This window comes from Kitasatospora sp. SolWspMP-SS2h (genome assembly GCF_003259315.1).
Taxonomy (GTDB): Bacteria; Actinomycetota; Actinomycetes; order Streptomycetales; family Streptomycetaceae; genus Kitasatospora; species Kitasatospora fiedleri.
Window position 1 is genome coordinate 1 of the sequence record NZ_QLLT01000021.1, and the last position, 14,400, is coordinate 14,400.

Annotated in this window: 7 protein-coding genes and 1 rRNA gene; 5 read left to right on the forward strand and 3 right to left on the reverse strand. The window is 73.6% G+C overall.

The features are described 5' to 3' along the window. Window positions 1-33: 33 nt before the first annotated feature. Together rrf and K353_RS24510 are read left to right on the forward strand one after the other, a co-directional pair. Window positions 34-150 (forward strand): 5S ribosomal RNA (gene rrf / locus K353_RS24505). Window positions 151-229: 79 nt separating this feature from the next. After that, window positions 230-1,111, forward strand: a complete 882-nt coding sequence (locus K353_RS24510; RefSeq protein ID WP_111555721.1) for a phosphatase PAP2 family protein — start codon at window positions 230-232, stop codon at window positions 1,109-1,111. Between the two features lie 9 nt (window positions 1,112-1,120). Here the strand turns inward: K353_RS24510 and K353_RS24515 are convergent, their stop codons facing one another. From K353_RS24515 to K353_RS24530, 3 genes are all read right to left on the reverse strand, one after another. Further along, on the reverse strand, window positions 1,121-1,945 hold the full coding sequence (locus tag K353_RS24515) for an ArsR family transcriptional regulator (protein ID WP_146616559.1): 825 nt from the start codon (window positions 1,943-1,945) through the stop codon (window positions 1,121-1,123). 327 nt (window positions 1,946-2,272) lie between these two features. Further along, the gene (locus tag K353_RS24525) at window positions 2,273-2,827 is read right to left on the reverse strand and encodes a GPR1/FUN34/YaaH family transporter (RefSeq protein ID WP_111555724.1); all 555 of its coding nucleotides are present in this window, start codon (window positions 2,825-2,827) and stop codon (window positions 2,273-2,275) included. A gap of 299 nt (window positions 2,828-3,126) precedes the next feature. Continuing rightward, window positions 3,127-5,784, reverse strand: coding sequence for a SpoIIE family protein phosphatase (locus K353_RS24530; RefSeq protein ID WP_370447646.1), 2,658 nt, complete (start codon window positions 5,782-5,784; stop codon window positions 3,127-3,129). A 415-nt stretch (window positions 5,785-6,199) separates the two neighbouring features. Between K353_RS24530 and K353_RS24535 the strand changes: the two genes are divergently transcribed. The 3 genes from K353_RS24535 (at window position 6,200) to K353_RS24545 (ending at window position 14,331) form a co-directional block, all read left to right on the forward strand. Next, complete coding sequence (locus tag K353_RS24535) at window positions 6,200-10,663, forward strand: HAMP domain-containing protein (RefSeq protein WP_111555801.1); 4,464 nt, start codon at window positions 6,200-6,202, stop codon at window positions 10,661-10,663. Window positions 10,664-10,865: 202 nt separating this feature from the next. Further along, the gene (locus tag K353_RS24540; protein ID WP_100840723.1) at window positions 10,866-11,501 is read left to right on the forward strand and encodes a response regulator; all 636 of its coding nucleotides are present in this window, start codon (window positions 10,866-10,868) and stop codon (window positions 11,499-11,501) included. Window positions 11,502-11,622: 121 nt separating this feature from the next. Then, entirely contained in the window at window positions 11,623-14,331 is a 2,709-nt protein-coding gene (locus K353_RS24545; RefSeq protein ID WP_111555725.1) for a DNA translocase FtsK, read from the forward strand. The last annotated feature ends 69 nt before the right edge of the window (window positions 14,332-14,400 follow it).

Sequence of the window (14,400 nt, forward strand, 5' to 3'; positions counted from 1 at the left end):
GCCACGGGTGGGCGGTGCACAGTTTCACCGTGTTTCGGTGGTCATAGCGTGAGGGAAACGCCCGGTTACATTCCGAACCCGGAAGCTAAGCCTCACAGCGCCGATGGTACTGCAGGGGGGACCCTGTGGGAGAGTAGGACGCCGCCGAACAATCTTTGTGGGAAAGCCCCCTGACGGGATGTCAGGGGGCTTTCTCGCGTTCCCGGGAGCGGGCGGGTAGCCTTCGCCAATGCAGAACCTGACGTTGACGTGGCAAACCTCGGCCGGTGCCTCCGCGGCGCTGTACGCTGCGGCGTTCGCGGTCAGGCGAGGGGTGGCTCGGCGGGCCGGCGGGGAGGTGCGGCGGCGTCGGGCGGGGGTGGTGGCGGACGCGCTGCGGGAGGCGGGGACGCTGCTGGCGTTGTTCGCGCTGTGGCAGGTGGTGGGGCACCTGTCGTTGGTGGGCACCGGCCACGCGGTGGAGCGGGCGGAGTGGATCCACCGGACGGAGGGGGAGTTCGGGCTGCCGGACGAGGCGTCGTGGCAGCGGGCGGTGGTGGGGCATCCGTGGCTGGTGCAGGGGGCGAACTACTACTACGCGACGATGCACTTCGGCGTGATGCTGGTGGTGCTGCTCTGGCTGTTCCTGCGGCACCGGGCGCGGTACGCGTGGGTGCGGACCACGGTGGTGGCGACCACGGCGGTGTGCCTGCTGATCCAGTTCATCCCGGTGGCGCCGCCGCGGATGCTGCCGGGCAGCGGGTTCGTCGACCTGGCGGAGCAGTACGGGCAGTCGGTGTACGGCAGCGCGGTCGCGGGGGTGGTGGCGGACCAGCTGTCGGCGATGCCCTCGGTGCACGTGGCGTGGTGCGTGATCGCGGCGGTGGCGGTGGTCTCGGTGGCGCGCGGGCCGTGGCGGTGGCTGATGGTGCTGCACCCGGTGGTGACGGTGTGGGTGGTCGTGGTGACGGCGAACCACTTCTGGGCGGACGGCCTGGTGGCGGTGGTGATCCTGCTGACCGTGTACCTGGTGCAGGCGGCGGTCTCGGGGTGGCGCCAGAAGGAGGAGGAGGACGAGCCGCAGGCCGCGGCGGCGGGGCCGGGGGAGCGAGAGCCCAGCGCGGCCCGGTAGGACCGGAGGTCAGCCGGGCTGGGCGGAGAGCAGGGCCTCGGCGAGGGCGGTGCGGTAGTAGCGGCCGGTGGTGGTGCCGGCGATCAGGCGGGCGTCGAGCAGGACGGTGAGGTGGTCGTCGACGGCGGCCGGGCCGAGGCCGGTGAGGGCGGCCAGCTGGGTGGTGTCGCGCGGGCGGTCGAGGCCGGCCAGGAGTTCGGCGCGGGCGCTGCCGAGCAGGCGGCCCAGGCTAGCGGGCGGGGTGTGCGGGCCGGGGACGGGGGCGGCCGAGGTCGGGTAGACGAGGGCGAGCCGGTTGCGTGACCCGTCCGGGCAGAGCCAGCCGTGGCGGGCGCTGGTGGGGACGAGCAGCAGTTCGGGGGAGGGGCGCGGGGGCGGCGGGAGGTCGGGGGCGGTGAGGCGCAGGCGGCCGTCGGGGAGCCAGCGGTGGTGCGGGCCGGGGTGGGGGAGGGCGGCGGGCCAGCCGTGGCGTTCGGCGCGTTCGCGGCGGGCGGTGAGGTCGGCGCGGAGGGCGCGCAGGCGGGCGGGCCATTCGGGGCGGACGACGTGCTGCCACGTCCAGTCGAGGAGTTCGGTGAGGTCCGGTGGCAGGTCGGTGCCGGTGAGGTCGAGCAGCCGGGGGTCGGCGTCCGGGTCGGGGACGGGCAGCCGCAGTTCGGCGGGCCAGTCGGAGGCTCGGCGGGCGCTGGGCTGGGGGGCGGGCTGCCGGGTGGCCGCGAGGTGGGCCCGGAAGGCGGGTTGGTGGGTGGCGAGCCAGCTGCGGCGCCACGGTTCGGGGCGGATCTCGGCGAGGATGCCGACCGCGGCGACCGTCTCGACCAGGGGTGAGAGCACGAAACGGCATGCGGCGAGGGACTCCGTGCCCACCAGCCAATGACCCATCCGTTCCCCTCCGCACGCAGACAGTAGCAACCCGAGGTGAACGGGTCAGGCGATTGCGGGAGGTGCGGGATGGACGGGAGCGGCGGCACCGGGACCTGGACGGCGGTGAGGACGGCCGGGATGGCGGCCGCCGCGTCGAGGGTGCGGCGCGGGACGAAGCCGCGCAGGTCGAACGGCATGCGCAGCGGCTCGCGTTCGGACATGCCGGAGCCCGGGCGCCGTGGGGGTGGCGTCCGGGCTCCGGGGTGAACGGTGGTGCGCGGTGCGGCGGTGCGGTGGTTACCTGACCGGGAAGGCGACCCGGCCCCAGCGGCCGTCGGTCAGGGCGGCGGTGGCCGAGTACCAGGCGGCGAGGCCGGCGACGGCGGCGACCCAGCCGCCGACCTTGGCCCAGCCGGAGGCGTCGCTGAAGGCTCCGATGGCGCTGAGCACCAGGGAGACCGTCAGCAGCCCGTACACCGCGCGGGTGAGCAGGCCGGCGCCCCAGGAGGCGGCGGTCAGGGTGAGCGCCAGCAGCGCCCACAGCAGCAGGAACAGGCCCGCGGTGTTCTTGCCGGCCGGGCCGGCGGCGGCCCAGGTCGCCCAGAAGGCGCCCAGGGCGGTGAACGCGGTGCCGCTGAAGCGGTCGCCGCCGCGGAACTGCCAGAGGCCGGCGACGAACAGCGTCACGCCGCCGACCAGGTTGGCCAGCGTGGCGGCGCCGCCGGCCGAGGTGCCGTTGAGGACACCCGTGCCGAGCAGGCCGTACGCCAGCAGGGTCAGACCGAGGGCCAGGTAGCCGAGCGGACCCGCGTCAGCGGATCGGACGTTCGCCCCGGGGGCTTCGTTGCTCACCGGAGGCTCCTTTCACTCTGCGCCAGGGCATGGCGGGATCACGGTGAAAAGTGGGGTGCGAGGTGGTGCCGGGTGCCGGGTCGTGGGCGCACCGGGGAGAGGGTGCGGCGGCTGCGGCGAGTGAGAGAACCGGCGGCCGAGCCGCTGGTCGTGCCCTCCGGGGTGGAAGCCCCCGGTGCTCACGGTGTACCCGGCCGCCGGGTTCCGTACCCGCGGGCCTCACGCAGGATGAGCAAGTGTGAGCAAAACGTGACCGGTTCCGGCACCGGCCCGTCACCGGTTCGAGAACCGGTGGCCGGTCAGCTCTGCCGCTGGGTCGGGATGCGCAGGGTCAGGATGGCCATGTCGTCGGACGGCGGCTCCGGTGCGAACCGCTCCACCGCCCGGTGCACCCGGGCCGCGACGGCGCCCGCGGTCAGGCCCGCGCAGCCGGTCAGCACCTCGGCCAGGCCGTCGTCGCCGAGCATCCGGCGGCCCTCCCGGCGTTCGGTCACGCCGTCCGTCACACACAGCAGCACCTCGCCCGGGGCGAGGACCAACTCCTCGGCGACGAGGTCGAGTTCGTCCATCACGCCGAGCAGCGGCTGCGGCGAGGCGGCCTGGTCGACCTGCCCGTCGGTGCGCAGCCGCAGCGGCAGCGGGTGGCCGGCGCAGACCAGCGACAGGACGGTCGAGCCGTCCTCGCGGGGCGTCAGCTCGCCGTAGAGCAGGGTGAGGAAGCGGGCCCGGCTGCCCTCGTCCAGGATCGCGGCGTTCAGCCGGGTGAGCACCTGCGGGGCGTCGAGGCCCTCGCGGGCCAGCAGGCGCAGCGAGTTGCGGGCCAGGCCGGTGACCGAGGCGGCCTCGGGGCCGGTGCCGCAGACGTCGCCGATGGCGAAGCCGTAGGTGCCCTCGCGGATCGGGAACAGGTCGTAGAAGTCGCCGCCGACCTCGTTGCCCTCGCCCGCGGCCTGGTAGAAGACCTCCACCTCGACGCCGGGGATCTTCGGCAGCTCCGGCGGCAGCAGGGCGCGCTGGAACGCCTGGCTGATCGCGGTGCGCTCCGAGTACAGGCGCGAGTTGTCCAGCGCCAGGGCGGCCCGGCGGGAGAGGTCCTCGCCGAGCTCCAGGATCTCCTGGCGGAACCGGACGCCGTGCCGGGTGCCGAGCACCAGCAGGCCGATCACGCGGTTGCGAGCGGACAGCGGCATCACCACCGTCTCGCCCAGCTCCGGCCCGACCGGGTGGCCGAGGGCCCGGGCGGTCTCGGCGGGCGCGGACCACGGGCGGGCGCCCGGGCTGGGCACCGCCTCCGGGGCGGGGGACTTGTCGAGCAGGGCGCGCAGCGCGTCGATCCGGTCCTCGTCCTCGTGCAGCACGAAGGCGAGTTCGGCGCCGGCCGCGGCGTCCGTGCCGGTGGTGTAGACGGCGCACCAGGAGGAGAGGGTGGGGACGGCCATCTGTGCCATCAGGGCGAGCGTCTGCTCGTGCTCCAGGGTGCCCGCGAGCAGGTCGGAGGCCTCCACCAGGAAGGACAGCGAGCCGCGCCGCAGCCGCTCCAGCTCGCCGAGCCGGGCGCTCTCCAGGGCCAGCGCGATCCGGTCGGCGGCGAACTGCAGGCGCAGCGCGTCCTCGTTGTCGTAGCGGCCGGGGGCGGCCGCGGCCACCCCGAGCGAGCCGGTCAGCCGGCCCTCGACCTTGAGCGGGACGGTGATCAGCGAGCGCAGGTCGGTGCCGTCGAGCAGCGGGGCGGCGCCGGTGGGGCGGACCGCGAGGTCCTCGTGGACGGCGGGCAGCCGGGCCGAGTCGAAGCGGCCGGCCCCGGCGTCGATCGGCAGCCGGGAGAAGCGGCGGGCCGGGCCGGCCAGGCCGGTGGCGGCGCGCAGTTCGAACTCGGTCTCGTCCTCGCTGGTGAGCAGCAGGTAGGAGGCGTCGGCGTCGAGTAGGTCGCGGGCCCGCTCGACGATCCGCTGCAGCAGGCTGGACAGGTCGTCGGGGGAGACCGGGCCGACCAGCAGGTCCAGCGGCTCGACGGCGGTGGTGGCGCCCTCCACGGCGGTGCCGGGGGCGCCGGGGCTGCGCAGCACCGCGCGGTCGGCCTCCCGGACCAGCACGCACAGCACGGTCGGGGTGCCCTGGCTGTCGCGCAGCCGCACGTGGGTGCCGTACACCTCCTGGACCGCGCCGTCGCCGCCGCGCACCGCGTACGAGCCCTCCCAGCGGGCCAGCCGCAGGGTGTCGCCGAGGCCGAGGCCGGGGGTCTGCGGCCAGACGGCCAGTTCGGCCCAGGGGCGGCCGAACACGGCGTCCGCCGGCCGGTGGAAGAGCGTCTCGGCGTCGGCGTTCCAGTGCCGGACCCGCCCGTGGTCGTCGAGCTGCACCACGGCGACCCGGACCGGGCCGTCGGTGGTCGGCAGCTCGCCGCCGGGCAGGCTGGGCAGCGCGTACCGGGTGCCGGGCCGCTGCTCGGGCAGGGCGAGCCGGAACCAGACGGTCTTGCGGCCGGCCGCGTACTCCACGCCCCAGCTGCTGGACAGCGCCGAGCACATCAGCAGGCCCCGGCCGCCCTCGCCGTCCGGGTCGGCGTAGCGCTGCGAGTTCATCGTCACATTGGCGAAGGACGGCAGGCCGCGCTCCGGGTGCCGGTCGCTGACCTCGATCCGGACGGTCTCCTCCTCGCGCAGGCAGGCCACCTCGGCGGCCGTCCCGGCGTGCACCACGGCGTTCGTGACCAGCTCGCTGACCAGCACCACGGCGTCGTCCACCACCTCGGGCACGCCCCAGCCGAGCAGGGCGTCCCGGACGAAGCCGCGGGCCGCGGCGGCCGACCGGTCGACCGGTTCGAAGGTGGCGGCTGCGCGCGCGGTGACCACGGCCACGGCTCCTCTGCTGCTGGTCCGGCGGACGGTCCGGGCGGACGGTTCGGGCGGTGCGGCGGGCGCGGGGCGGCGTCGCCCCGGCCCGGTGCGGCCCTCCACCCTACTTTCCGGTTGGTACCCAGCGGGGCCGGGGCGTCGAAACAGGCACCTGGGGGTGATTTCGTTCACCACTTTCCCTGCTCGCCGGGAAAACCCCGCGCAACCGGTCCGACACCGACTGCCGGTGCTGCCACACTGGGGGGTCCGCGTGCCGTCACCGCCGCAGTACGGTCGACAGGGACGGCGCGGGAGCCGACCGGCCGGACGCCGATCCTCCCGCGGCGGTGAACCGAGTCAGGACCTGGGAGGGCCCCCGTTGAGTTCGGCGACCAAGGACGTGTCCGGTACGACGACCGCCGCTGCGCGCGGCGCCCGCCCGGTGCCGCCGTCGCGGGCCGGCGGCGGGCGGCGCCCGGGGCCGGGGCGCGGCGCGGAGCCCGCGGAGCTGCGCAAGCTGCTGACCGCGCTGACCGCGATGCGCGACGGCAACTTCCGGCGCCGGCTGACCTTCCCGGGCGACGGCCTGCTGGCCGAGATCGCCGCGGTGTTCAACGAGGTCGCCGAGCGCAACCAGCACCTCACCGGGGAACTGGCCCGGGTGCGGCGGGCGGTGGGCCGCGAGGGCCGGCTCTCCGAGCGGCTGGAGACCGGGGTCGGCGAGGGCGCCTGGATGGCGGCCGTGGACAACTGCAACGCGCTGATCGACGACCTGGCCCGGCCGATGGCCGAGGTCGGCCGGGTGCTGTCCTCGATCGCCGAGGGCGACCTGACCCAGACCATGGAGCTGCGCTCGCTGCACACCACCGGCGCCAGCTACCCGCTGCGCGGCGAGTTCCTGAAGGTCGGCCGGACGGTCAACGGGCTGGTCGACCAGCTGTCGGAGTTCACCGACGAGGTGACCCGGGTGGCGATCGAGGTCGGCACCGAGGGCAAGCTCGGCGGCCAGGCCCGGGTGCGCAGCGTCTCCGGCTCCTGGAAGGACCTGTCGGACTCGGTCAACACCATGGCGGGCCGGCTGACCGCGCAGGTGCGCAACATCGCCGAGGTGACCACCGCGGTGGCCCGCGGCGACCTCTCGCGCAAGGTCACCGTCGACGTCGACGGCGAGATGCTGGAGCTGAAGAACACCGTCAACACCATGGTGGACCAGCTCAACTCGTTCGCCGCGCAGGTCACCACGGTGGCCCGCGACGTGGGCACCGAGGGCCGGCTCGGCGGCCAGGCGCAGGTGTCGGGCGTGGCCGGCGTGTGGCGCGACCTCACCGACTCGGTGAACTTCATGGCCGCCAACCTGACCGCGCAGGTCCGCAACATCGCCGAGGTGACCACCGCGGTCGCCAAGGGCGACCTGTCGCGCAAGATCGAGGTCGACGCCCGGGGCGAGATCCTGGAGCTGAAGAACACCATCAACACGATGGTCGACCAGCTGTCCGGGTTCGCCGAGCAGGTGACCCGGGTGGCGCGCGCGGTGGGCACCGAGGGCATCCTCGGCGGGCAGGCCCAGGTGCCGGGGGTGGCCGGCGTCTGGAAGGACCTGACCGAGAACGTCAACTCGATGGCGAACAACCTGACCAGCCAGGTCCGCAACATCGCGCAGGTCACCACCGCGGTCGCCCGGGGCGACCTGTCCCAGAAGATCCAGGTGGACGCCCGGGGCGAGATCCTGGAGCTGACCAACACCATCAACACCATGGTCGACCAGCTCTCCTCGTTCGCCGACGAGGTGACCCGGGTCGCCCGGGACGTCGGCACCGAGGGCATCCTGGGCGGCCAGGCCAGCGTGCCCGGGGTCTCCGGCACCTGGAAGGACCTCACCAACTCGGTGAACCTGATGGCCAACAACCTGACCAGCCAGGTGCGTTCGATCGCCGAGGTGACCACCGCGGTGGCCCGCGGCGACGTCTCCAAGAAGATCACCGTCGACGCGAAGGGCGAGATCCGCGAGCTCGTCACCACCGTCAACACCATGGTCGAGCAGCTGTCCGCGTTCGCCGACGAGGTCACCCGGGTCGCCCGCGAGGTCGGCACCGACGGCATCCTGGGCGGCCAGGCCCGGGTCTCCGGCGTCTCCGGCATCTGGCGCGACCTGACCGACAACGTCAACCTGATGGCGTCCAACCTGACCAGCCAGGTCCGCAACATCGCCGAGGTCGCCTCCGCGGTGGCCCGCGGCGACCTGTCCAAGAAGATCGCCATCGACGCGGCCGGCGAGGTCGCCGCGCTGGCCGGCACCCTGAACACCATGGTCGACCAGCTGTCGGCCTTCGCCGTCGAAGTCACCCGGGTCGCCCGCGAGGTCGGCACCGACGGCATCCTGGGCGGCCAGGCCGGCGTCCCGGGCGTGGCCGGGATCTGGAAGGACCTGACCGAGAACGTCAACCTGATGGCCAACAACCTCACCGGCCAGGTCCGCAACATCGCCCTGGTGATCACCGCGGTGGCCCGCGGCGACCTCTCGCAGAAGATCGACGTCGACGCCCGCGGCGAGATCCTGGAGCTCAAGACCAGCATCAACACCATGGTCGACCAGCTCGGCGCGTTCGCCGACGAGGTCACCCGGGTCGCCCGCGAGGTGGGCACCGACGGCCGGCTCGGCGGCCAGGCCCGCGTCCCCGGCGTGGCCGGCACCTGGCAGGACCTCACCGAGTCGGTGAACGAGCTGGCCAACAACCTGACCCGGCAGGTGCGCGCGATCGCCCAGGTCGCCACCGCCGTCACCCGGGGCGACCTGTCGCCCCGGATCAACGTGGACGCGTCCGGCGAGCTCGACGAGCTCAAGGACAACATCAACCAGATGATCGCCAACCTGCGGGAGACCACCCGGACCAACAAGGAGCAGGACTGGCTCAAGTCCAACCTGGCCCGGATGTCCGGCCTGCTCCAGGGGCGCCGCGACCTGTCCGCCGTCGCCTCGCTGATCATGAGCGAGCTGACCCCGGTGGTCTCCGCCCAGCACGGCGCCTTCTTCCTCGCCCAGCCCGCCGGGCGCACCGCCGAACTCGTCACCGAGGACGACGACGAGAACGACATCGTGCTGCGCCTGATCGGCTCCTACGGCTACCACCGGCGCACCATGCCCACCACCTTCCGGCTCGGCGAGGGCCTGATCGGGCAGGCCGCCGTGGAGAAGCGGCCGATCGTGCTCAAGGAGACCCCGCCCGGCTACCTGAAGATCTCCTCCGGCCTCGGCGAGTCCTCTCCGGCGCACGTGGTGGTGATGCCGGTGCTGTTCGAGGGCCGGCTGCTCGGCGTGATCGAACTGGCCACCTTCTCCAGCTTCACCACCGTCGCGCTGGACTTCCTGAACCAGATCGCCGACCAGATCGGCGTCACCGTCAACACCATCTCGGTCAACACCAAGACCGAGGGCCTGCTGCTGGAGTCCCAGCGGCTGACCGCCGAACTCTCGATGCGTTCCGCCGAGTTGGAGGCCCGCCAGGAGGAACTGGAGCGCACCAACGAGGAGTTGCAGGAGAAGGCCGAGCAACTCGCCCAGCAGAACCGCGACATCGAGATCAAGAACAGCGAGATCGAGGAGGCCCGACAGATCCTGGAGGAGCGCGCCGAGCAGCTCGCCCTGGCCTCCCGCTACAAGAGCGAGTTCCTCGCCAACATGTCGCACGAGCTGCGCACCCCGCTCAACTCGCTGCTGATCCTGGCCAAGCTGCTCTCCGACAACAACGAGGGCAACCTGTCGGCCAAGCAGGTCGAGTTCGCCGAGACCATCCACGGCGCGGGCAGCGACCTGCTCCAGCTGATCAACGACATCCTCGACCTGTCCAAGGTCGAGGCGGGCAAGATGGACGTCCGCCCGGCCCGGATCGCCCTCGTCCAGCTGGTCGACTACGTGGAGGCCGCGTTCCGGCCGCTGGCCGCCGAGAAGAACCTGGACTTCGCGGTCCGGGTCTCCCCGGACCTGCCGGTCACCCTGCACACCGACGAGCAGCGCCTCCAGCAGGTGCTGCGCAACCTGCTGTCCAACGCGGTGAAGTTCACCGACGCCGGCGCGGTCGAGCTGATGATCCGCCCGGTGGCCGGCCAGGAGATCCCGCAGCACGTGCGCGAGCAGCTGCTGGAGTCCGGCACCATGGCCGACCCGGACGAGCCGCTGATCGCCTTCTCGGTCTCCGACACCGGCATCGGCATCCCCGGCAACAAGCTCCGGGAGATCTTCGAGGCGTTCAAGCAGGCCGACGGCGGCACCAGCCGCAAGTACGGCGGCACCGGCCTGGGCCTGTCGATCAGCCGGGAGATCGCCCGGCTGCTCGGCGGCGAGATCCACGTCGAGAGCGAGCTGGGCCGCGGCTCCGCCTTCACTCTCTACCTGCCGCTGCGCAGCGAGGGCCCCGAGCCGGTCACCCTGGAGCGCGGCGGCGCCCCGCGCGCCCTCGAAGCCCCCCGCACCCCCGCCGAGCAGTGGACCCAGGAGGCCCGCGGCCTGGTCGAGGAGCGCCGCCGCTCCACCGTCGAGCGCCGCCGCCCCACCGACGCCCCCCGCCCCGCCGAGGAGACCGTCCCGCGCCAGGGCGAGCCGTCCCGCCCCGCCGCCGCCCCGCCGCGCTTCGACGGCGAGCGGGTGCTGATCGTCGACGACGACATCCGCAACGTGTTCGCCCTCACCAGCGTGCTGGAGCAGTACGGCCTGACCGTGCTGTACGCCGAGAACGGCCGCGAGGGCATCGAGATGCTGGAGCAGCACGAGGACGTCGCCCTGGTGCTGATGGACATCATGATGCCCGAGCTGGACGGCTACGCGACCACCGAGCAGATCCGCCGGATGCCCCGGTTCTCCGGCCTGCCGATCATCGCGCTGACCGCCAAGGCGATGAAGGGCGACCGCGAGAAGAGCCTCCAGGCGGGCGCCACCGACCACATCACCAAGCCGGTGGAGACCGACCACCTGCTGGCGGTGATGCGCCAGCACCTGCCTGTCAGGTGACCGCCGCCCGCGGGGGGCCGCTCCGGCTGGCCCCCGCGGGCGGGAACCCGGTAGGGTCACCCGTCGTTGCCAACAGTGACCGTACGGTGACGCCCGGCACCGGGCCTGTGGCAGGCGAGGGGGTACGGCTAGCATGACCGGGGCAGTGATGGGCGGCGCGAAGGTGCCGGCCCACGGGAAACAACCGGCAGGAGGGCGGGTCCTGGTGCAGAAGGCGAAGATCCTCCTGGTCGACGACCGTCCGGAGAACCTGCTCGCCCTGGAGGCGATCCTCTCCGCGCTCGACCAGACCCTGGTGCGCGCCGCCTCCGGCGAGGAAGCGCTCAAAGCTCTGCTCACCGACGACTTCGCGGTGATCCTGCTGGACGTCCAGATGCCCGGCATGGACGGGTTCGAGACCGCGGCGCACATCAAGCGCCGCGAGCGGACCAGGGACATCCCGATCATCTTCCTGACCGCGATCAACCACGGACCGCACCACACCTTCCGGGGCTACGCGGCCGGAGCGGTCGACTACATCTCCAAGCCCTTCGACCCGTGGGTGCTGCGGGCCAAGGTCTCCGTCTTCGTCGACCTCTACCAGAAGAACACCCAGCTCAAGGAGCAGGCCGCGCTGCTGCGCCTGCAGCTGGAGGCGGGCGAGGAGCCGGCCATCGGCGGGGCGCTGCTCGGCGAGCTGTCGGCCCGGCTGGCCGCCGTCGAGGAGCAGGCCGAGGCGCTCACCAAGCAGCTCGACGCGGGTCCGGACGGCGGCGCCGCCGCCACCGCCGCGCACCTGGAGCGGAAGATCGCCGGCCTGCGCGGGGCGCTCGACGCGCTGCGCCCCGGCTCCCCCTGACGGGACGTCGGCGTCGCCCGTCCGGGTGGTTCCCGGACGGCTGACGGCGCGTCGGCGACACAACCCGCCGAAGTGCGCCCGCGCATGTCCCCGGCCCGGGCGCGCCGGTAGGCTGCCCCCCATGGCCACACGAACGCCCGGAAGCGCCGCACGCACCAGCAAGCCCGGGCCGGCCAAGGGCGCGCCGGCCAAGAAGGCGCCCGCCAAGGCCGCCGCGGCCAAGGCGCCCGCCAGGAAGGCCCCGGCGAAGAAGGCCGCCCCGGCCCGGCGGGCCCCGGCCGCGCCGCCGCCCCCGCCGAGGCGGCCGATACTCTTCCGCGCCCTCCGCGCCCTCTGGCTGGGCCTGGCGCACCCGGTGGGCGCGCTGTTCCGCGGCTTCGGCCACGGCGCCCGCAACCTGCACCCCGAGCACCGCAAGGACGGCGTGGCGCTGCTGCTGCTGGCGCTGGCCCTGGTGACCGCCGCCGGGACGTGGTTCAGCCCGCAGGGCTGGCTCGGGGAGGCCGCCACCAACGTGGTCTCCGGCTTGTTCGGCCGGCTCGACGTGCTGGTGCCGTTCCTGTTCGGCGCGCTCGCCGTCCGGCTGATGCGCCACCCCGAGCTCCCGGAGGCCAACGGCCGGATCGCGATCGGCCTGAGCACCCTGGTGGTCGGCGTCCTGGGCCTGGTGCACATCGGCTGCGGCGCGCCCGCGATGGGCGCCGGCGCCACCAGGATCCGGCAGGCCGGCGGGCTGATCGGCTGGGCCGCGTCCACCCCGATGATGGCCGCGGCCGGTCCGCCGCTGGCCGTCCCGCTGCTGCTGCTGGTCGCCTTCTTCGGCCTGCTGGTGGTCACCGCCACGCCCGTCAACCGGATCCCCGAGCGGCTGCGGCTGCTCGGCGTGCGCCTGGGCGTGGTCGAGCCGCTGCCCGGCGACCCGGAGGAGGCCGGGGCGTCCGACGCCGAGCGGGCCTACTCCACCGCCCCGCCCGAGGACGCCGACCCGGACGCGCTGCCGATCACCGTCGACAGCGACGAGCTCTCCGCCCGCCGCCGGCGCCGCCGCCGCAAGGACGAGGGCGACGGGGGCCTGGAGCCCACCGAGCCGATCCCGCTGGAGAAGGACCCGTACCAGACCCGGGACATCGCGGCCGGGGTCGCCGCCGACCTGGACGGCGCGCTGCTGTACGGGGTGCCCGGCTCGCCCGCGGTGGCCAGCATGATCGGCCAGGTCAAGGACAACACCGCGCCCCCGGAGGAGCCCTGGACGCCCGAGGTGCCCGCCGCCCGGGCCTCGGACGCCCCGGCCGCCCCCGGAGCCCCGGCCGCCCCCGAGGGCCACGGCGCCGCCCCGGCCCGGATGGAGCAGCTCCGGCTCTCCGGCGACGTCACCTACGCGCTGCCCCCGCTGGACCTGCTGGAGCGCGGCGCCCCGGCCAAGGCCCGGTCCCAGGCCAACGACGACGTGGTGGCTCAACTCAGCGGCGTGTTCGCCGAGTTCAAGGTCGACGCGCGGGTCACCGGCTTCACCCGCGGCCCGACGGTGACCCGCTACGAGGTCGAGCTCGGCCCCGCCGTGAAGGTCGAGCGGATCACCGCGCTGGCGAAGAACATCGCCTACGCGGTGGCCACCCCCGACGTGCGGATCATCTCGCCGATCCCCGGCAAGTCCGCGGTCGGCGTGGAGATCCCGAACCGGGACCGGGAGATGGTCACCCTCGGCGACCTGCTGCGCTCGCGCACCGCCGCCGAGGACACCCACCCGATGGTGGTCGGCATGGGCAAGGACGTCGAGGGCCACACCGTGATGGCCAACCTGGCGAAGATGCCGCACGTCCTGGTGGCCGGCGCCACCGGCGCGGGCAAGTCCTCCTGCATCAACTGCCTGATCACCTCGGTGCTGGTGCGCGCCACCCCCGACGAGGTCCGGATGGTGCTGGTCGACCCCAAGCGGGTCGAGCTGACCGCGTACGAGGGCATCCCGCACCTGATCACGCCGATCATCACCAACCCGAAGAAGGCCGCCGAGGCGCTCCAGTGGGTGGTGCGCGAGATGGACATGCGCTACGACGACCTGGCGGCCTACGGCTTCCGGCACGTCGACGACTTCAACGCCGCCGTCCGGGCCGGCACCGTGCAGCCGCCGCTCGGCAGCGAGCGCGAGCTGTCGCCCTACCCGTACCTGCTGGTGATCGTCGACGAGCTGGCCGACCTGATGATGGTCGCCCCGCGCGACGTCGAGGACTCGGTGGTCCGGATCACCCAGCTCGCCCGCGCCGCCGGCATCCACCTGGTGCTGGCCACCCAGCGCCCCTCGGTCGACGTGGTCACCGGCCTGATCAAGGCCAACGTGCCGTCCCGGCTGGCCTTCGCCACCTCGGCGATGGCCGACTCCCGGGTCATCCTCGACCAGCCCGGCGCGGAGAAGCTGATCGGCAAGGGCGACGCGCTGTTCCTGCCGATGGGCGCCTCCAAGCCGGTCCGGATGCAGGGCGCCTTCGTCACCGAGGCGGAGATCGCCAAGATCGTCCAGCACTGCAAGGACCAGCTGGCCGCTCGCTACCGCGACGACGTGGTGGTCGGCGGCGGCCCCAAGAAGGAGATCGACGAGGAGATCGGCGACGACCTCGACCTGCTCGTCCAGGCCGCCGAGCTGGTCGTCACCACCCAGTTCGGCTCGACCTCGATGCTCCAGCGCAAGCTGCGGGTCGGCTTCGCCAAGGCGGGCCGGCTGATGGACCTGATGGAGTCCCGCGGCATCGTCGGCCCCAGCGAGGGCTCCAAGGCCCGCGACGTGCTGGTCAAGCCGGACGAACTGGACGGTGTACTGGTGACCATCCGGGGGTAGGCGGCGGACGGCCGCACGACCGGGGACCGCGGTGACCGCCCGTCAAGTTCTGTTGCGAGACCGTGGCAC

What these genes read in the sequence shown, in the direction of transcription:
- K353_RS24535 (WP_111555801.1), top strand. Translation starts at nt 6,200, where the DNA reads ATGCGCGACGGCAACTTCCGGCGCCGGCTGACCTTCCCGGGCGACGGC.
- K353_RS24510 (WP_111555721.1), top strand. Translation starts at nt 230, where the DNA reads ATGCAGAACCTGACGTTGACGTGGCAAACCTCGGCCGGTGCCTCCGCG.
- K353_RS24545 (WP_111555725.1), top strand. Translation starts at nt 11,623, where the DNA reads ATGGCCACACGAACGCCCGGAAGCGCCGCACGCACCAGCAAGCCCGGG.